The sequence below is a fragment of the Mycobacterium tuberculosis complex sp. N0072 genome (genome assembly GCF_030323725.1).
Taxonomy (GTDB): Bacteria; Actinomycetota; Actinomycetes; order Mycobacteriales; family Mycobacteriaceae; genus Mycobacterium; species Mycobacterium tuberculosis.
The window spans coordinates 671601-691192 of the sequence record NZ_CP040689.1; the positions used below are offsets into that span (position 1 = coordinate 671601).

A 19592-nucleotide genomic window follows, 5' to 3' on the forward strand; every position below is an offset into this window, starting at 1 on the left:
GTTACTCCTTGCTCGTTAGGTTGGCAGCGGGAACGACCTCCAGCAGGTTGTCGGGTCGAGTCACGACTCGAATCCCGAACCGGCGGCTGATGCGCTCAATGGTGTTGCGGAGCCATTCGGTGTCGGTCTGGGAGGCACGCTGTAGGCGCATCCGCGACACTCGCAGTGGAAGCATCTGCAGCGAGATCAGGTTCCCGCTGGCGGGATCGGTGACGGTCAGATACAGCAGTCGCAGTTCACTGCGGAACGACTCGTGCCCGCCGATGCCTTCGTAGTCGTCAACGACGTCACCGCATCCGTACAGGATCGGTTTACCGCGATATATCTCGATTGGCCGCGGATGGTGCGAGGAATGTCCGTGGACCATGTCGATGCCGGCGTCGATCAGTCGGTGCGCGAACGCGACGTCGCCGGGTGCGGTCGCATAGCCCCAATTGGATCCCCAATGCATCGAGACTATGGCGATATCGCCGGGGCGTTTGTCCGCCAGCACCTGTGCCGCCACATCGTCGGCGACGTCGCGTTGCGCCGGATCCCGGATCAACCACACTCCGGGCCGGTCGCGGCGGGCGGCCCAGGATTCGGGGACGCCGCTGGATTCCGCCGCTACCGAGCCGACGATCACCCGGCGTTCATGGCCAACCGTGACTAGCGCCGAGCGGCGAGCGGCGAGCAAATCGGCTCCCGCCCCGACACTCTGGATCCCCGCACCGGCGAGAGCCGCGACCGTATCGGTCAGCCCCTGGTAGCCGAAATCGAGAATGTGGTTGTTGGCCAGCGCGCACACGTGCGGCCGCAATGCCGTCAGCGCCGGCACGTTATCCGGGTGCATCCGGTAGCAGACCGGTTTGCGGTCGGCGAATTCACCGTCGGCGGTGATCGTCGTCTCCAGATTGATCAAACAGACGTCGGTCGCGGTGTTCTCAAGGACCGCCAACGCCTCGCCCCAGGGCCAGCGCCAATCCACGGGGAGCGGAATGCGCCCGTTCACCCGCTCGGCCAGGCGAACATAGCCGGTCGCATCCCGCATATACCGTTCGCGCAATTGCGGTTTGCCGGGATGAGGCAGGATCTGATCGACGCCACGGCCGAGCATGACGTCACCGCCCAGCAGCACCGTCACCACATCAGGATTGCCAGCCACTCCGGACCACCGCCGCCTTCAGGTAATCGCCGTAACACGCACCCTATGGCGTACATTGCACGTCATACGATCGGCCGGCGGCGGCCTCGTGGGTGGGGCCGAAGGTCCTCAAGACCGCGCCCAAAGGTCACATTGCCGGCGACAAACCGTGCCTACCTGGCGGAGAGGTGCCCGTCGGCGGTGGTCACCAGGTGTAGTCGGGCAGCTCGAAGTCGTCACGCACGCTGCCGGCGAACAGCGTCGCCAGCGGGCCGAAGTTCATCGTGCGCATCGCAACGTTGCGAAACCACAGGCCGAATCGGGTTCGGGTGGCGAAAAACCAGATGAACTTCGCCGCACTGGCTTGCTTGCCCTCGATGAAGGGACGCAGGCGCTTCTCGTAGGCGTCGAAGGCGCGACGGTGGTCGCCCCCGGCGCGGGCGAGCTCCCCGGCCAGCACGTAGGCCTCGGTGATCGCCAGGCCGGTGCCCTCGCCGCCGAGCAGCGAGATGCACCCGGCCGCGTCGCCGATCAGCAGCACCCGACCGCGTGACCAGCGGTCCATCCGGATTTGGCTGACCACGTCGAAGTACAGGTCCTCGACGTCGTCGAGGGCGGCCAGAATGTCCCGGCTTTCCCAGCCCACGTCGCCGAATTGGTCGCGCAGCTCATCTTTGGGTGCCACGCCGGGGTTGTCGTGTTCGGCGCGGAAGACGAACAAGAACATGGTGCGGTCGCCGCGCAGCGCGAACCGCGCCAGCTGTCGGTCGACGGTGTTGTAGAGGACATAGCTGCGCTCGTCGCGGGGCCGGTAGCCGTCGACCACGCAGGCCGCGACCTTGCAGCCCAGGTAGTGCTCGAAATCCCGCTCCGGCCCGAAGACCAGCCGGCGCACGTTGGAGTGCAGTCCGTCGGCACCGATGACCAGGTCGAAATCGCGCGGGGCGGTCCTTTCGAAGGTGAGCCGGACGCCGTCGCGGTGCTCGTCGATGGTGGCGATGCTGTCGTCGAAGATCGTTTCCACCTGGTCTTCGATCGTCGTGTAGATCGCGGCGGCGAGATCGCCGCGCGGCAAGCTGGTGAAGTCGTCGCCGACCATGCGGCGAAAGACGTCGACGCCCAGGTCGGCTTTGACCTTGCCGGTGGGACCGACGGAGCGGACGTGTTCCATGTGGTAACCCGCCGCTGCGATCTGGTCCGTGATGCCCATTCGTTTGGCCACCTGGTAGCCGACGCCCCAGAAGTCGATCATGTAGCCGCCGGTGCGGAACTTCGGCGCCCGCTCGATCACTGTCGGGGTGTGGCCGGTGCGCTGCAGCCAGTGGGCGAGCGCCGCTCCTGCCACGCCGGCACCGCTAATCGCTACTTTCACACTGCAATTGTGCTCTTCGGCAATAGTTTAGAACAAGACCGGTCGCTCGTTGCCCCTTGATCAATACGTTAGTGAGCGCTAACGTATTGGCGTGTGCCCGACATGCTGGAAGTCGCGGCAGAGCCAACCCGGCGCCGGCTGCTACAGCTCCTGGCACCGGGTGAACGCACCGTTACCCAGCTTGCGTCGCAGTTCACGGTCACCCGTTCGGCGATATCGCAGCACCTCGGCATGCTCGCCGAAGCGGGATTGGTTACCGTCCGCAAACAGGGCCGGGAACGGTACTACCGGCTCGATGAGCGCGGGGTGCTGCGGCTTCGTGCGCTCATGGAGTCCTTCTGGAGCGACGAGCTGGACCGTCTTGTCGCCGATGCCGCCCACTACCCGCCGTCACAAGGAGACTGTGCCATGCCGTTCGAGAAAGCGGTCGTCGTGCCCTTGGATCCGACCAGCACCTTCGCGCTCATCACCCAGCCCGACAGGCTTCGGCGCTGGATGGCCGTCGCCGCGCGTATCGAGCTGCGCACCGGTGGCGCTTATCGCTGGACGGTGACTCCGGGGCATAGCGCGGCCGGCACCGTCATCGACGTCGACCCCGGCAAGCGGGTGGTCTTCACCTGGGGTTGGGAGGACCACGGCGACCCCCCGCCGGGCGGGTCGACGGTGACCATCACGCTGACCCCGGTCGACGGCGGCACCGAGGTCCGGCTGGTCCACGACGGGCTGACCGCGCAGCAGGCCGCCCGGCACGCCAAAGGGTGGAACCACTTCCTGGACCGGCTGGTCGTCGCCGGCCAACACGGTGACGCCGGTCCCGACGAATGGGCCGCAGCGCCCGATCCGCTCGACGAATTATCTTGTGCCGAAGCAACATTGGCCGTTCTTCAGCACGTACTGCGCGGGATAGGCGCCTCTGACCTGACCAGGCAGACACCGTGTACGGAATATGACGTTTCGCAACTGGCGGATCATTTGCTGCGCTCGCTGGCGATCATCGGCGCTGCGGCGGGCGCGCAGCTGGCGCCCCGCGATGTGGACGCGCCACTGGAAACCCAGGTGGCCGACGCGGCGCAGGCCGTGATGGAAGCCTGGCGGCGGCGTGGCTTGGCGGGCACGGTGGAGCTGAACTCGAACCAGGTGCCTGCGACGGTGCCGGTCGGCATCCTGTGCCTAGAATTTCTGGTCCACGCTTGGGATTTCGCGATTGCCACCGGTTCTCAGGTGATCGCGTCCGAGCCGGTGTCGGAGTACGTACTGGCGGTGGCCGGCAAGGTCATCACCCCGGCAACCCGTAACTCCGCGGGCTTCGCCGCGCCGGCGGCGGTCGGTTCCTTTGCCCCAGTCCTCGATCGCCTCATCGCCTTCACCGGCCGCCAGCCGACCGCAGGCCACGTGTCCGCCACCTAACGAAAGGATGATCATGCCCAAGAGAAGCGAATACAGGCAAGGCACGCCGAACTGGGTCGACCTTCAGACCACCGATCAGTCCGCCGCCAAAAAGTTCTACACATCGTTGTTCGGCTGGGGTTACGACGACAACCCGGTCCCCGGAGGCGGTGGGGTCTATTCCATGGCCACGCTGAACGGCGAAGCCGTGGCCGCCATCGCACCGATGCCCCCGGGTGCACCGGAGGGGATGCCGCCGATCTGGAACACCTATATCGCGGTGGACGACGTCGATGCGGTGGTGGACAAGGTGGTGCCCGGGGGCGGGCAGGTGATGATGCCGGCCTTCGACATCGGCGATGCCGGCCGGATGTCGTTCATCACCGATCCGACCGGCGCTGCCGTGGGCCTATGGCAGGCCAATCGGCACATCGGAGCGACGTTGGTCAACGAGACGGGCACGCTCATCTGGAACGAACTGCTCACGGACAAGCCGGATTTGGCGCTAGCGTTCTACGAGGCTGTGGTTGGCCTCACCCACTCGAGCATGGAGATAGCTGCGGGCCAGAACTATCGGGTGCTCAAGGCCGGCGACGCGGAAGTCGGCGGCTGTATGGAACCGCCGATGCCCGGCGTGCCGAATCATTGGCACGTCTACTTTGCGGTGGATGACGCCGACGCCACGGCGGCCAAAGCCGCCGCAGCGGGCGGCCAGGTCATTGCGGAACCGGCTGACATTCCGTCGGTGGGCCGGTTCGCCGTGTTGTCCGATCCGCAGGGCGCGATCTTCAGTGTGTTGAAGCCCGCACCGCAGCAATAGGGAGCATCCCGGGCAGGCCCGCCGGCCGGCAGATTCGGAGAATGCTAGAAGCTGCCGCCGGCGCCGCCGCCCCCGCCTGCGCCCCCGGCCCCGCCGCGGCCGTCGGCGCCGGGGCTGCCGAACTGGCCGGGCTGGCCGGATTGGCCGATGATGGCCAGGGGCCCGAGGTGTGCGGTGCCGCCGGTGCCACCGGTGCCACCCTTACCGCCAGCCCCAGGGATCGGGAATAAACCGCCGGGGTCGGCCCCTTTGCCGCCGTCCCCACCTCGCCCGCCCGCCCCAGCGGTCCTGAAGCCGTCGCCACCGTGCCCGCCGTCCCCGCCATTCCCACCGGAACTGGCATCAAGGCCGTCGCCGCCGAAGCCGCCCCTTCCGCCGTCACCGCCGGCGCTGACGGTGCTGGTGCCGCCGGCGCCGCCCATGCCGCCGGTGCCGCCGGGGCCAAAGGCGGAGCCAAGGCCGCCACTGCCGCCGACGCCACCGTTTCCGGCGCGGCCGGCCGCCCCTGTCGCACCGGTCGCGCCCAGGGTGGAACCGGTGCCGCCGGCACCGCCGGCACCACCGGTGCCGCCGGTGCCGCCGGTGCCGCCATTTCCGCCAGTCCCGCCAGTGCCAGCGAGGCTGCTGAAGAGAGTGCCGTGGGCACCTCTGCCGCCGTCGCCGCCGGTGCCGCCGGTGCCGCCGGCGCCACCGGCCCCACCATCTCCGCCGGCGCCTTGGCTGCCGTTGTTGCCCGTTGGCGACAGCGCTTTGCCGCCGGCCCCGCCGTTGCCGCCGCCGCCGCCGGCGCCGCCGGTCCCGCCAACCCCGCCGGTGCCACCGTTACCGCCGTGACCGTCCGCGCCAGCGTCGAATGTGCCGGTCGCACCGGTGGCGCCGGTGGTGCCCCGCAGGCCCGTCCCGCCCGTGCCGCCGGCCCCGCCCCGGCCGCCGTCAGCGCCGTCGCCGGCGACGCTCCCACCTTGCCCGCCTACGCCGCCGTCGCCGCCGCGGCCGCCGCTGCCGGTAATGGCTCCGGGATTGCCGTCACTACCGGTGCCGCCGTCTCCGCCATTGCCGCCCGCTCCGCCGTTGCCAATCTGCCCGGCGTTTCCGCCGGCGCCACCGGTTCCGCGGTCACCGCCCATGCCCCTGCTGGCATTGCCGCCGTTGCCGCCGTGGCCGCCGGCCCCACCGCTGCCGCGCAGGCTGCCGTTGCCGCCGTTGCCGCCGTTGCCGCCGGCCGCGCCGTTGCCGCTGAGGGCATGGTCGCCGTTGCCGCCGTTGCCGCCGTTGCCGCCGTTGACGTGAATGCTGCTGCTTGAGCCGGTCGCACCGAAAGTGGAGCCGGCGCCGCCACTCCCGCCGGCCCCGCTGGGGCCGGCGTTGCCGCCGTTGCCGCCGTTGCCGCCGTTGCCGTTGTTGGTGAACACGCTGCCGTTAGCGCCGTTGCCGCCGTCACCGGGGTCCCCGCCGGTGCCGCCGCTGCCGCCGTTGCCGCCGGCGCCTTGGCTGCCGGTTGTGCCCGCCGGCCCGGCCCCGCCCGGCCCGCCGGTCCCGCCTCGGCCGCCCTTTCCGCCGGCCCCGCCGGCGCCGCCATCCTGGCCGCGGGCACCCGCGGTGGCGCCGTCGGCGCCGTCAATGCCGCGGCCGCCGTTACCGCCAACTCCGCCGGTCCCACCGTCGCCGCCGGCACCGCCGGGGCCTTGGCTGCCGGCGACGCCGTTGGGTGCGGCCCCGCCGTCCCCGCCGTCCCCACCTTTTCCGCCGGTACCGCCAACTCCGCCGGTGCCGCCGGGGTGCCCGTCCGCGCCCGCGCTGGAACCGTTGACACCGTCGCTGCCGGACCCTCCAGTCCCGCCGACGCCGCCGGTGCCGCCGGCCCCGCCGACGCCGCCGGTGCCGCCGGCCCCGCCGGTGCCACCGTTGCCCGCCCAGGCGCCGCCGGATCCACCGGCCCCACCGTTTCCGCCGGTGCCGCCATCCAGGCCGGGGTTGCCGAGCCTGCCCAGACCGGGCAGGCCTTTGCTGCCGTTGCCGCCGGCGCCGCCGGCGCCGCCGTTGCCGACCAAACCGCCATCACCGCCCCTGCCGCCGGACGCGCCGGTCTGGCCAAAGCCGGTGGCATCGGCGCCTCTGCCGCCGTTGCCGCCGTTGCCGCCGCTGGTGGGGGTGTTGCCGGGTGCGCCGTTGGCACCGGGGGTGGAGCCGCTTCCGCCCTGGCCGCCGGCACCGCCGACACCGGGATCACCGCCGTGGCCACCGGCGCCACCTACACCACCGTTGACACCGAGCGCGCCGGCGGCGCCGTGACCGCCGTTGCCAGGAGTCCCGCCGTTCCCGCCGGCTCCGCCGTCACCGCCAGCGCCCTGGCTGCCGTTCTGGCCCGAGGCGGCCAACGCGAGACCGCCGGCCCCGCCCTCGCCGCCGGCTCCGCCAGGCCCACCGTTACCGCCATTCCCGCCGGGTGAGCCTGCGGCCCCGGGAGCGGACGCATTGAAGCCGATGCTGCCAGCACCTCCGGATCCGCCATCGCCGCCGGCCCCGCCAGCACCTCCGGTGCCGCCGTCACCGGCCTGAGTTCCGCCGTTGCCGCCGGCCCCGCCGGTGCCGCCGGCCCCGCCGGGGCGACCGGGCGCTTCGGATCCAAATCCGAGACCGCCGGCCCCGCCGCGGCCACCGGCCCCACCGGCACCGCCATTACCCACCTGACCGCCGTCGCCACCCCTGCCACCGTTCGCGCCGGTCTGTCCGCTGCTGATAGCGTCGGCGCCTTTGCCGCCGTCGCCGCCGTTACCACCGCTGGTGGAGGTGGTGCCGGGCGCGCCGTTCGCGCCATGCGCGCTGCCGCCGACGCTGGCGCCACCGGCGCCACCGGCCCCACCGGCGCCCGGGTTGCCGCCATTGCCACCGGTCCCGCCGGCACCAAGGTTGTGACCCCACGTCCCGGTAGCGCCGTTGCCGCCGTCACCGGGAGCTCCGCCGTCACCGCCGCTACCGCCAGCCCCGCCGGCGCCGTGGCTGCCGCCGAGGCCGAGCAGACCGTGGCCGCCGCCGGGCCCGCCGACCCCGCCGGTCCCGCCAGCCCCACCATTCCCGCCGTTTCCGCCGGCTTGACCGTCAGCGCCCAAGTTGGTGGCGTGGGCGCCGCTGGCGCCCGCACCGCCGGCGCCGCCGGGCCCGCCCTCGCCGCCGGCCCCGCCGTTGCCGCCGTTGCCCATCAGCACCCCGCCGGCCCCGCCGGCCCCGCCGTTGCCGCCGATCCCGCCGGCCCCGCCAGCGGTGCCGGATCCACCCGGTGTGCTGGCCGACGTACCCGTGACACCGGCGATGCCGTTGCCTCCGGCCCCACCGGCCCCGCCGACACCGAACAACCCGGCGGTACCGCCGGCCCCGCCGTTGCCGCCGACCGCCCCGGCCCCGCCAAAACCCCCGGCGCCTCCGTTGCCATACAGCCACCCGCCCGCGCCGCCGTGACCACCGGCCCCGCCGGTGGTACCCACGCCGCCGGCTCCACCGTTGCCGCCGTTACCGATTAGGCCCGCCGCCCCGCCGGCCCCGCCTCGTTGTCCTGGCGCCCCAGACCCGCCGTTGCCGCCGTTGCCGTACAAGATGCCGCCTGGCCCGCCGGCCTGCCCGGTCCCGGGGGAGCCGTCGGCGCCGTTGCCGATCAGCGGGCGTCCGAACAGCGCCTGGGTGGGCGCATTGACCGCGGCTAGCAAACTCTGTTCAACGTTGACCGCCTCGGCGGCCACGTACGAGCTCGCGGCCGCGGACAGGGTCTGCACGAACCGGTCATGAAACGTCGCCACTTGGGCGCTGACGGTCTGATATTCCTGGGCGTGCGTGCCGAACAACGCCGCAACGGCCACCGACACCTCGTCGGCTGACGCGGGCAGCACTTTCGCCACCGCGGCCGCTGCGGTGTTGGCCGCAGTGATCGTCGAACCAATTTTCGCCAAATCCGTTGCCGCCGTGGTCAGCATCTCCGGCGTCGCGATTACGAACGACATCTCGCTCCCCAGGTCAGGTCAGCCCGGTGTTGCCCGGCGTGGCAAGGAATTGTGTGGCTATCCCGGCGATCTACCATGTGGAGCGAATCTTCGGGATCCCAACTCCAACGATCCCTTGTTGACGCTATCGTCAAAAGGGCAAAACCCCAAACTTTACGCGAACGAACTATCCACAGTGCACCCTCGATTTCCGTCGACACGTGCAAACGGCCAGACCTCGACGGTGCTAGCCCCGCGGCGATATTGCAGGTCTTCGAGCCGGTCGCGCCCCGGGGCGCGAACTCCGTTGCCCTCCCGCGACCCTGCGGGAGAGGATAAGGAATGGTCGGCTATGTGGATGTCCGGGCATACGCCGAGCTCAACGAGTTCGTGGAGCTGCAGGCGCGCGGTCTGACGGTGCGCCGGCCGTTCCGCAGCCATCAGACGGTCAAAGATGTGCTGGAGGCGATGGGCATTCCGCATACCGAGGTGGATCTCATCCTGGTGAACGGCGATCCCGCGGACTTTTCCTACCGGCCGGTCGCCGGCGACCGCATTGCCGCCTACCCTATGTTCGAGGCCCTCGACATCGGGTCGACCGCCAGGTTGCGCCCAGCGCCGTTGCGTAACCCGCGCTTCGTCGTCGACGTCAACCTCGGCCAGCTGGCGCGGCTGCTTCGGCTGTTGGGCTTCGACACACGGTGGTCGAGTGCCGCCGATGATCCGACGCTGGCCGATATCAGCCTGGGCGAGCAGCGAATTCTGCTGACCCGCGACCGCGGCCTGTTGAAGCGCCGGGCAATCACCCATGGTCTGTTCGTCCACTCCCAGCACCCGGAGGAGCAGGCGCTCGAGGTGCTGCGGCGGCTAGACCTCAACGGGCGGCTGGCACCGCTATCCCGGTGTCTGCGATGCAATGGTGAGCTGGCCGCGGTTTCCAAAGACGAGGTGATTGGCCAGCTGGAGCCGTTGACCCGCCGGTACTACGAGTCATTCAGCCGCTGCTTCGGTTGCGGGCGGATCTACTGGCCGGGATCACACCACGCACGGTTGGTTCGCCTCGTCGAACGACTGCGGGACCAGCTAACTACTTCGACCTGACCCGCACGGTGGTGCGCGCGTCGATCGTCGCCAGCTGACACGCCGAAGGTGCAACCACGGCGGCATCGAGCGGCGTGTCCCCGCCACCAATGCACGTTCGGCGCGGCCGGCGCACGCTCGGCGCGGAGCTACGAATTGTCGGCCGGAGTCAACCGAATGGCTACCAGCTTGAGCCGGTCCACCGCCTCGGCGAACTCCTCGAGCGTGGGTATGCGCCGGTCGCGGAAGCTCAACCCCAGCATGCGTTGGCCACGCTTGACGCCATAGGCCTGTGCGGCGCGCAGGAAAAGTTCAGAAACGACCGCACGGTCCCGGATGAGCTCGCCACGCATAGCGGTCGTCTTGCCGTCGTAGACGACTTGGGCGGCGGCACCGTCGGAGAAGTTGTGCTTCCATCCGGCCTCGGTCAGCGCGTAGAGGTCGTTGTCGATGACGTGCGCGCTCAAGGGAATCGAGAAGTGCCGCCCAGTCTTTCGCCCGGTGAAGCTCACCACCATCAGCTGTGTGCGTAGCGGGCCGGCAAGCGGGGTGTGCAGCAGGGAGCGCAGGATCGGGTTGACGAGGCGAAGGAGGGCCGCCGGTGGGTGTGCGATGTCTACCGCATACGACTGATCTGTCATGCCTTCACCGTAGATCCGATCGGGGTTCGCGGCTACGCCGACAAGTTGGTGACGCAACAAGATATATGGCGCCACCGGTAGTACCATACGTATGTGGACAAGACGACGGTCTACCTGCCGGATGAACTCAAGGCGGCCGTGAAGCGCGCCGCTCGGCAGCGCGGAGTCTCCGAAGCGCAGGTAATCCGGGAGTCCATCCGGGCGGCGGTCGGCGGCGCCAAGCCGCCGCCGCGCGGGGGTCTATATGCGGGTTCGGAGCCCATCGCGCGGCGAGTCGACGAGCTGCTGGCTGGCTTCGGTGAGCGGTGATCATCGACACGAGTGCGCTGCTTGCCTATTTCGACGCCGCCGAGCCAGACCACGCCGCAGTGTCTGAGTGCATCGATAGCTCCGCAGACGCGCTCGTCGTATCCCCTTATGTGGTAGCGGAACTCGACTATCTCGTCGCCACCCGGGTAGGTGTCGATGCCGAGCTCGCCGTCCTGCGTGAACTCGCCGGCGGGGCCTGGGAGCTCGCCAACTGCGGTGCCGCCGAAATCGAGCAGGCCGCCCGCATCGTCACGAAATACCAGGATCAGCGGATCGGGATCGCGGATGCGGCCAACGTCGTGCTGGCCGACCGATACCGCACGCGCACGATCCTCACCCTGGACCGTCGGCACTTCTCGGCGCTGCGGCCGATCGGCGGTGGGCGCTTCACCGTCATTCCGTAAACCGCAACCGATTCGGTGCTGCACCGCGGCGTGTTCGTCTTCCGCGTGCGATCCGTCCCTTAGGGCGTGATGGTCGTCTGCTCGTCGATGACGTTGGCGGCGTCCATCAATGTCATCGTCTCGTCGTCGAGCGCGTCGGCGTTGAGTTGAAGCACGAACACCGCACCTTGGCTGGGAATCACCACCGTCTTCTGCGCGACGGTCCGCAACTTGCCGTTCTTGCTGTATGAACCACCGAGCTGCCATGCTGAAAAGCCGCCGAGCGTGGCTGCACTTCCGTCGCCGCTGCCTTGGAAGCCGGGCAGGTTTTTCAACTCGCCGGGTGCGAATTGGAGGACCTTCGCGGGGTCGATGTCACCGGTGAGTTTGGAGAGGATCGCAACGATGGTGGGGGGATCGTTGGGATCGGCGGGCTGGGTGTAGACGATGCCGCCATAGGGTGCGCGGGAGCTTTCCGGAAGCAGCCGCCAATCGTCGGGCACCGGCAGGTCGATGGTCGGGGAGCCGGGGTCGCCGTGGTGCACTGGGGTCTCCTGGATGTGGTTGTCCCGGATATAGTCGGCGATGGTGTAGTTGGGCCCCGCTGCCTGAGCCGAGGTGGTTGCCGACGTAGTCGTTGTCGACGTCGTCGGGGACGTCGTGGTTGGCGACGTGGTTGGCGCGCTGTCGGTCTTGATGTTGAAACTGCAGCCAGCCAGTGCCAGGCTCAGCGCCACCGTCGCGACGGCCGCCGTGAAGTGCTTCATTGCGCGCTCCCGAAGATTGGACCGGCACTTCCGGCCGGTGAGGTCGGATTGAGACTAGTCCAACTGGTGTGCGCGCGACCCTATCACTGCAATCCCATCTCGATTGACCGCAAAACACCGCGGGAACAGGCGTCTATGCAGTAAGAGACAGCTATGCGGGCACGCAGGTTGCGCAGAGCCCTGGCCGCGCTCTTGGCGGTGGCGGGTCTGTTTGTTCCGTTCATTGTTGGCGTGCCCACGGCCTACGACGGTGAGCCGGTGTTCGTCGCCATTCCGGTCGAGCATGTCAATACGCTCATCGGCACCGGCACGGGAGCCGCGATAGTGGGGGAGATCAACAACTTTCCCGGCGCCTCGGTGCCGTTCGGCATGGTGCAGTACTCGCCGGACACCGTCGACAACTACGCCGGCTACGACTACGACAACCCGCATTCCACCGGATTCAGCATGACGCACGCGTCGGTGGGCTGCCCGGCGTTCGGCGACATCTCGATGTTGCCCACGACCACCCCGCTCGGCTCGCAGCCGTGGAGCGCCTGGGAGGAGATCGCCCACGACGACACCGAGGTCGGCGTGCCCGGCTACTACACCGTACGGTTCCCCGGTACCGGGGTGATCGCCGAGCTCACCGCCACCACCCGCACGGGCGTCGGCCGGTTTCGCTACCCCCGCAATGGGTGGCCGGCGCTGTTTCACGTGCGCTCCGGCGCATCGTTGGCGGGCAACTACGCCGCGACACTGCAGATCGAGGACAACACCACAATCACCGGCTCGGCGACCAGCGGCGGGTTCTGCGGCAAGAAGAACCTGTACACGGTGTACTTCGCCATGAAGTTCAGCCAGCCGTTCAGCTCGTATGGCACCTGGGACGGCTACGCGGTCTATCCCGGTTCACACAGCATGAATTCGAGTTACAGCGGGGGGTATGTCGGGTTTCCGGCCGGCTCGGTGCTCGAGGTGCGGACCGCCCTGTCCTATGTGAGCGTGGACGGGGCGCGAGCCAACCTGGACGCCGAAGGCGGAGCAAGCTTCGACGACATCCGTGCGGCGACATCGAGCGAATGGAACGCCGCGCTATCGCGAATCGCGGTGGCCGGCAGGGGGCCTGGCGACGTGGACACCTTCTACACTTGTCTTTACCGGTCACTGTTGCACCCCAACACCTTTAACGACGTGGACGGACGTTACATCGGATTCGACGGTGTCATCCACAGCGTTGCCAGTGGGCACACCCACTACGCCAATTTCTCCGACTGGGACACCTACCGCAGCCTCGCCCCACTGCAGGGACTGTTGTTCCCGCAACGGGCCAGCGACATGATCCAGTCGTTGGTGACCGACGCGGAGCAGAGTGGTGCGTATCCGCGTTGGGCGCTGGCGAATTCCGCAACCGGCATGATGAGCGGAGACAGTGTGGTACCGCTCATCGTAAACCTCTACGCCTTCGGCGCCAGGGATTTCGACCTCAAATCCGCGCTGCACTACATGGTGAATGCAGCGACCCAGGGCGGTGTCGGACTTGACGGTTTCCTGGAGCGGCCGGGAATCGCCGCCTATCTGAGGCTCGGCTATGGACCACAAACGGCGGAATTCCGCGCCAACGGTCGTATCGCCGGCGCCTCGGTCACGCTGGAGTGGTCGGTCGATGACTTTGCCATCTCCCGATTCGCTGATTCGTTGGGCGATACCGCAACTGCCGCCGTCTTCCAGAACCGGTCGCAGTATTGGCAGAACCTGTTCAATCCCACCACCGGCTATATCTCGCCCCGGAGCGCGGCCGGTTTCTTCCCCGACGGTCCCGGGTTCGTGGCATACCCCTCGGGCTTTGGGCAGGACGGATACGACGAGGGCAACGCCGAACAATACCTGTGGTGGGTGCCGCATAACGTAGCCGGTTTGGTGACCGCGCTTGGTGGCCGCACGGCCGTCGTCAAGCGGCTCGACCGCTTTACCAAAAAGCTCAACGTCGGCCCCAACGAACCCTATCTGTGGGCCGGTAACGAGCCCGGTTTCGGGGTGCCCTGGCTGTACAACTACATCGGCCAACCGTGGAAAACCCAGCGGACGGTCGACCGGGTCCGCGGGCTGTTCGGCCCGACACCTGGCGGTGCGCCGGGCAACGACGACCTCGGCGCCCTGTCCAGCTGGTATGTCTGGGCTGCCCTTGGCCTGTATCCGAGCACCCCGGGAACCACCATCCTGACCGTGAACACACCGCTTTTCGATCGCGCCGTGATCGCGCTCCCCACCGGAAAGTCCATTCAGATCACCGCGCCGGGCGCATCCGGGCGGAACCGCCTGAAGTACATCGACGGCCTGACCATCGACCGCCAACCGAGCAACCAGACGTTTCTTCCGGAGTCGATCGTGCGCACCGGAGGCGACCTGACCTTCTCGCTCGCCGGCACACCCAACAAGGTCTGGGGAACCGCGGCGTCTGCCGCGCCGCCGTCATTCGGTGCGGGCAGCTCGGCGGTGACGGTAAATATCGCCCGGCCCATCATCGGGATCGTGCCGGGAGCGACCGGGACCGTGACCGTCGACGCGCAACGGATGATCGACGGCGTCGACGACTACACTGTCACCCCAACGTCCTACGTTGTTGGGATTGCGGCGGAACCGTTATCCGGGCAATTCGACGATGACGGAGCCGTGAGCGCGTCGGTCGCGATCACCGTAGCTCGATCGGTGCCGTCGGGGTATTACCCGATCTATGTCACCACCAGCGCCGGGGATAGTGCCCGGACATTGATCGTGCTGGTCGTGGTCGCCGAGGCGGTGGAATGATCATTGCGCAAGCGCAGAGGAGTTAGATCATTTCGTGTCTGGTCAGCCAGTGCATCACCTGCCAGCCGGCGAATACCGGTAGCCAACAGGTCAATAGTCGATACAGCAGCACCGACGGCACACCCAATGCTGCAGGTACACCGAAGGCGGCGAGCCCACCGATCAGCGCCGCCTCCACCGCGCCAACCCCGCCCGGGGTGGGGGCGGCCGAGGCGAGGGTGCCGCCGACCATCGTCACCACGGTCACCGTGACGAACGTCGTTCCGCCGCCAAAGGCTTCGATACTGGCCCACAGTGCCAACGCAGCTCCGAGCGTCGTTCCGGCACAACCGAGTACGATCAACGCCAGTCGCTTCGGCTCCCGGGCCAACGCAATGAGGTCATTCGTTACCTCCCTGAGCTTCGGCCGCACCGCCGTCGCTAGCCAGCGTCGCAGCTTCGGCACGAAGAGGAATGTCCCGACAATGCCTAGGGCCACACCGGCAATGAGGTAGAGCACCGTGGCATTCGGGACGAAATGAGATAGGTCGGTCGAGGTGCCGGCCAGGGCGCTGAACAGGATCAGCAGCACGAGGTGGACGATCACCTGTACCGACTGCTGCAGTGCCACCGCCGCGGTGGCCCGCACTGCGGTCAGCCCTCCCTTCTGCAAGAACCGGGTACTCAACGCTAGCCCGCCGACGCCGGCCGGGGTAGTCGTTGCAGCAAAAGTGTTGGCTACCTGCATGATTGACAGCTTCCAGAAGCCCACCAGCCCATCAGCGCAGGCCCACAACGCCGCTGCCGCACCGACATACGTCAGCGCCGACACCGCTAGGCCCAGTAGCGCCCACCACCAGTTCGCGGTTCGCAGCTGGGAAAAGAACGTGGGCACGGTACTGATGAAAGGGTAAGCGACATAGACCAGAGCACCGATTAACACCAGTTGAATGAGCTGGCCGCGGCTGAACCGGGTGATCGTTTCGGCTTTGATCTGATCCGCGCCCGTTTGCCGCATCACCTCGGCGCGTGTGCTGGCGATGACCGCATTTGGGTCGGTTATCGACTCTCGGATTCGTTTTGGCACAGCGGATTTGGTAAGTCTTCGCGATGCCGCCAGGATGGCTTGCTTGCCGAACGTGTCAATGGCTGCGGTCACGGCGGCCTCGGCGTCATACAGCGCCGACGTCGTCACCAAGAGTTGGGCCAGGTCGGATTGGAGTTGGGCGTCGGTGGCGCCGTACTCGGCCTCACCGAACCCGCCGAACAGCACCGCGCCGTTGTCGACGGTGATCTCGGCACTACACAGGTCCCCGTGGGAGATCTGCTGGTCGTGCAGGGTCCGTAGCGCCTCCCAGACATGGGCAGTCGGCGTGGTTTTGGTGCATTCGCTGATGCCGATTCCGCGAGCGGGCCGGTGTGCATACAACGTCCATCCCCGGTCGAGCGGGGACACCGCGATCACCGTCGTGTTGGCCATGCCTAGATCGCCGAAGGCAATGGCCATCAGCGCGCGATGCTCGACCGCACGGCGCATGGAGGCTTGCAGGGGTGCGGTCTCGGTGCCGCGCAACGTCAGCTTCAGCCAGAGTTGGCGCAGCGCGCCGCAGCCACTTTGGTGCGGGCCGTACAACTCGATCAATGCCTCGCTGCACGCCCCGGCGTTGGGCTGCTCGCAAGCGGCCGACAGTACCAGTGGCCCGGGCCCGGCCGGCCGCACAACCGCGAGCCCGGACACCGCGAATCCGCGTTTTGCCAACGCGCGAATGGCACCATCCAGTGGCACTTCAAGCGCTGGTGTGCCGACGACCAGGACCACCAACGCGCCGACCAACCACCCCACCGCCAGCCCCAACAATGAGCGGGCCGGCACAATCGCGCTGACAACCAGATGGATCGGCACGAATGCCAACAGCAGCGCCCACCACCAGTGCCGCCAGCGCGCGGGCAGCCAGGGACCCGACACGGTGAGCACCGCCGCGAGCATCGCGATCCATCGCGGGTCATCGAGAAACTGGGCCAGCAATGTGGCGAGCCGGTCGGAAAGGTCAAAGTGCCATCGGGGTGCTGCGATGCGGCTACTGCTGATCGACAACGGGAGAACGGCCATAAGTCCGGCGGCCGCATACGCGCCCAGCAGCTTCCACTGCCGGGAAACGATCAGGCCAATCAGGATCACGAACGGCAACGCCAAAATCGCCAGGCCGTACCCCAGGTACACCAGATCGGATTGCGACGGGGACAGCACCCCGACGATCTCCGAGATGGATTTCTCCAGCGCCACCCACTGCGGGCGGGTGATCAGCGAACTCGTGATCACCGCCACGAGGTAGATCGCCGCCAGCACCGCCCGGATGATGTCGTTGGTGCGCCGGGTCAGTGGTTGCAGCAAGTTACCGGAAACGCCGATGTCGCGTCCGTCAACTCGCATGTTCTAACGATCTTCCGGATCAGGGCCCGCGGTGTCTGGTGCCGTTTCGCGGCTCCGCGGACAACTTAGCCCGATAACTGCGTGGGGTGTCGGTCTGACCACTTGACGTCTTACCAATCTTCATTCACACTGGGCGCATGGCGCTGCAGCCGGTGACTCGCCGATCGGTGCCCGAAGAGGTCTTCGAGCAGATCGCTACCGATGTGCTCACCGGCGAGATGCCGCCCGGCGAGGCGTTGCCCAGCGAGCGTCGGTTGGCTGAGTTGCTCGGAGTGTCGCGACCCGCGGTCCGCGAGGCGCTCAAACGGCTGTCGGCCGCAGGTCTGGTCGAGGTGCGTCAGGGCGACGTCACCACCGTGCGTGACTTCCGGCGGCACGCCGGCCTGGATCTGTTGCCCCGATTGTTGTTTCGCAACGGTGAGCTGGATATCTCCGTCGTCCGCAGCATCCTCGAGGCCCGGCTGCGCAATTTTCCGAAGGTCGCGGAACTAGCGGCCGAACGGAACGAGCCCGAGTTGGCGGAATTGCTGCAGGATTCGCTGCGTGCGCTGGACACTGAGGAAGATCCGATCGTGTGGCAACGCCACACGCTCGACTTTTGGGATCATGTGGTCGACAGCGCCGGTTCGATCGTAGATCGATTGATGTACAACGCATTTCGTGCTGCTTACGAGCCGACGCTAGCTGCTCTGACCACCACGATGACCGCTGCGGCTAAGCGTCCGTCGGACTACCGGAAACTCGCGGATGCGATCTGCTCAGGTGATCCCACCGGAGCGAAGAAAGCCGCCCAAGACCTACTCGAACTTGCGAACACATCGTTGATGGCCGTACTCGTTAGCCAGGCGAGTCGGCAATGACCACCCACGCCGTGATCATCGCCTATCTCCGCGACCAGACGCAGCCCGCCGTCGATGCGATCGGCGGGTTCTACCGGACATGCGTACTGACTGGCAAGGCGCTGGTTCGGCGGCCCTTCCATTGGCGTGAGGCGATCGAGCAGGGCTGGTTCATTACCAGCGTCTCGTTGCTGCCAACCCTGGCGGTGTCGATTCCGTTGACCGTGTTGATCATCTTCACGCTCAATATCCTGCTGGCCGAGTTCGGCGCCGCCGACATCTCCGGCGCCGGCGCGGCGCTAGGCGCGGTCACCCAGCTGGGCCCGCTGACCACCGTGTTGGTGATTGCGGGCGCTGGAGCCACAGCGATCTGCGCCGACCTGGGTGCCCGCACCATCCGGGAAGAGATCGATGCGATGGAGGTGCTGGGCATCGACCCCATCCACCGGCTGGTGGTGCCTCGGGTCGTTGCCGCGACCATCGTCGCCGCACTGCTCAACGGCGCGGTGATAACCATTGGCCTGGTTGGTGGTTTCGTCTTCAGTGTCTTCATCCAACACGTCTCGGCCGGCGCCTACGTGGGCACGCTCACCTTGGTCACCGGTCTACCCGAGGTGATCATCTCGGTGGTCAAGTCGGCGACGTTCGGCCTGATCGCTGGCCTAGTCGGCTGTTACCGCGGGCTGACCACGAAAGGCGGCCCCAAGGGAGTTGGAACCGCCGTCAACGAAACCCTGGTGCTGTGCGTGATCGCGCTGTTCGCGACCAATGTGGTGTTGACCACGATCGGCGTGCGGTTCGGGACGGGACACTAGCATGGTGGAGTCTTCAACGGCATCAGCGACAGCCGTATTGCGGGCCCGCTACCCACGCACAGCCGCCAGCCTTGACCGCTACGGCGGCGGCACGGCCCGAAGACTTGAGCGGACAGGGACTTTCGCGAGATTCACCCGGATCAGCGTCGTGCAGATCGGCTGGGCACTGCGTCGCTATCGCCGGGAGACGCTGCGCCTGGTCGCCGAGATCGGGATGGGCACCGGCGCGATGGCCGTCGTCGGCGGCACGGTCGCGATCATCGGTTTTGTGACGCTGTCCGGCGGCTCGCTGATCGCCATCCAGGGCTTCGCGTCGCTGGGCAACATCGGTGTCGAGGCGTTTACCGGATTCTTTGCCGCACTGGCCAACACACGCGTCGCTGCGCCCATTGTCTCCGGTGTCGCGCTGGCCGCGACGGTGGGCGCCGGCGCCACCGCACAGTTAGGTGCCATGCGGATCAGTGAGGAGATCGACGCGCTGGAAGTGATGGGCATCAAGTCGATTTCGTTTCTGGTCTCCACTCGGATTCTAGGAGGGCTGGTGGTGATCATGCCGCTGTACGCGCTCGCTCTCGACATGGCTTTCACCTCTGGTCAGGTGGTCACAACCGTGTTCTACGGCCAGTCCAACGGCACCTATGAGCACTACTTCCGCACCTTCCTGCGCCCAGAGGATGTGGGTTGGTCGGTCGTGGAGGTGGTGATCATCGCGGTGGTGGTGATGATCACCCATTGCTACTACGGGTACACCGCCAGCGGTGGCCCGGTTGGGGTCGGCCAGGCGGTTGGTCGATCGATGCGTTTCTCGCTGGTCTCGGTGGTGGTCGTTGTCCTGCTGGCCGAGTTGGCGCTCTACGGCGTCGACCCGAACTTCAATCTCACGGTGTAG

At 67.6% G+C, this 19592-nt stretch carries 15 protein-coding genes; 9 read left to right on the forward strand and 6 right to left on the reverse strand.

Annotation, left to right across the window (positions count from 1 at the left end; translation table 11 throughout):
• Position 1: 1 nt before the first annotated feature.
• Together FF952_RS03025 and FF952_RS03030 are read right to left on the reverse strand one after the other, a co-directional pair.
• The gene (locus FF952_RS03025; RefSeq protein WP_003403008.1) at positions 2-1144 is read right to left on the reverse strand and encodes a CapA family protein; all 1143 of its coding nucleotides are present in this window, start codon (positions 1142-1144) and stop codon (positions 2-4) included.
• Between the two features lie 184 nt (positions 1145-1328).
• A complete protein-coding gene (locus FF952_RS03030) occupies positions 1329-2495 on the reverse strand; it encodes an FAD-binding domain (protein ID WP_003898508.1) in 1167 nt (388 codons plus the stop codon).
• 102 nt (positions 2496-2597) lie between these two features.
• Here FF952_RS03030 and FF952_RS03035 point away from each other — a divergent pair, with 102 nt between their 5' ends.
• Positions 2598-3902 carry a TIGR03086 family metal-binding protein gene (locus FF952_RS03035; RefSeq protein ID WP_078443649.1) on the forward strand — a complete coding sequence of 435 codons (1305 nt, stop codon included), beginning with the start codon at positions 2598-2600 and terminating at the stop codon, positions 3900-3902.
• A gap of 13 nt (positions 3903-3915) precedes the next feature.
• Complete coding sequence (locus tag FF952_RS03040; protein WP_003403012.1) at positions 3916-4701, forward strand: VOC family protein; 786 nt, start codon at positions 3916-3918, stop codon at positions 4699-4701.
• A gap of 44 nt (positions 4702-4745) precedes the next feature.
• Here the strand turns inward: FF952_RS03040 and FF952_RS03045 are convergent, their stop codons facing one another.
• The gene (locus FF952_RS03045) at positions 4746-8693 is read right to left on the reverse strand and encodes a PE family protein (RefSeq protein WP_031653715.1); all 3948 of its coding nucleotides are present in this window, start codon (positions 8691-8693) and stop codon (positions 4746-4748) included.
• Positions 8694-9014: 321 nt separating this feature from the next.
• On the opposite strand from FF952_RS03045, the gene FF952_RS03050 reads away from it, so the two are divergent.
• Positions 9015-9773: a Mut7-C RNAse domain-containing protein gene (locus FF952_RS03050; RefSeq protein WP_003898511.1), complete on the forward strand. Its 759-nt coding sequence runs from the start codon at positions 9015-9017 to the stop codon at positions 9771-9773.
• Positions 9774-9901: 128 nt separating this feature from the next.
• On the opposite strand, the gene FF952_RS03055 is transcribed toward FF952_RS03050, so the two are convergent.
• Entirely contained in the window at positions 9902-10393 is a 492-nt protein-coding gene (locus FF952_RS03055) for a mycobacterial cell wall protein Rv0580c (RefSeq protein WP_003403017.1), read from the reverse strand.
• Positions 10394-10486: 93 nt separating this feature from the next.
• On the opposite strand from FF952_RS03055, the gene vapB26 reads away from it, so the two are divergent.
• Positions 10487-10702: a type II toxin-antitoxin system antitoxin VapB26 gene (vapB26, locus tag FF952_RS03060; RefSeq protein ID WP_003403039.1), complete on the forward strand. Its 216-nt coding sequence runs from the start codon at positions 10487-10489 to the stop codon at positions 10700-10702.
• The gene (vapC26, locus tag FF952_RS03065; protein ID WP_003403047.1) at positions 10699-11106 is read left to right on the forward strand and encodes a type II toxin-antitoxin system toxin ribonuclease C26; all 408 of its coding nucleotides are present in this window, start codon (positions 10699-10701) and stop codon (positions 11104-11106) included. Before vapB26 ends, vapC26 begins: the two co-directional genes overlap by 4 nt.
• Before the next feature lie 59 nt (positions 11107-11165).
• On the opposite strand, the gene lpqN is transcribed toward vapC26, so the two are convergent.
• Entirely contained in the window at positions 11166-11852 is a 687-nt protein-coding gene (gene lpqN, locus FF952_RS03070) for an envelope biogenesis lipoprotein LpqN (protein WP_003403052.1), read from the reverse strand.
• 153 nt (positions 11853-12005) lie between these two features.
• Between lpqN and FF952_RS03075 the strand changes: the two genes are divergently transcribed.
• Complete coding sequence (locus FF952_RS03075; RefSeq protein WP_003403055.1) at positions 12006-14639, forward strand: GH92 family glycosyl hydrolase; 2634 nt, start codon at positions 12006-12008, stop codon at positions 14637-14639.
• 22 nt (positions 14640-14661) lie between these two features.
• Here FF952_RS03075 and FF952_RS03080 read toward each other — a convergent pair whose 3' ends face one another.
• The gene (locus FF952_RS03080; protein WP_003904434.1) at positions 14662-17049 is read right to left on the reverse strand and encodes a lysylphosphatidylglycerol synthase transmembrane domain-containing protein; all 2388 of its coding nucleotides are present in this window, start codon (positions 17047-17049) and stop codon (positions 14662-14664) included.
• 137 nt (positions 17050-17186) lie between these two features.
• On the opposite strand from FF952_RS03080, the gene mce2R reads away from it, so the two are divergent.
• Genes mce2R through FF952_RS03095 form a run of 3 tightly spaced genes read left to right on the forward strand, consistent with a single transcriptional unit; the run spans position 17187 to position 19592 of the window.
• Positions 17187-17909, forward strand: coding sequence for a FadR family transcriptional regulator Mce2R (gene mce2R, locus FF952_RS03085; protein ID WP_003403065.1), 723 nt, complete (start codon positions 17187-17189; stop codon positions 17907-17909).
• Positions 17906-18703, forward strand: a complete 798-nt coding sequence (locus FF952_RS03090; protein WP_003904435.1) for an MlaE family ABC transporter permease — start codon at positions 17906-17908, stop codon at positions 18701-18703. Before mce2R ends, FF952_RS03090 begins: the two co-directional genes overlap by 4 nt.
• A 1-nt stretch (position 18704) precedes the next feature.
• On the forward strand, positions 18705-19592 hold the full coding sequence (locus tag FF952_RS03095) for an ABC transporter permease (protein ID WP_003904436.1): 888 nt from the start codon (positions 18705-18707) through the stop codon (positions 19590-19592).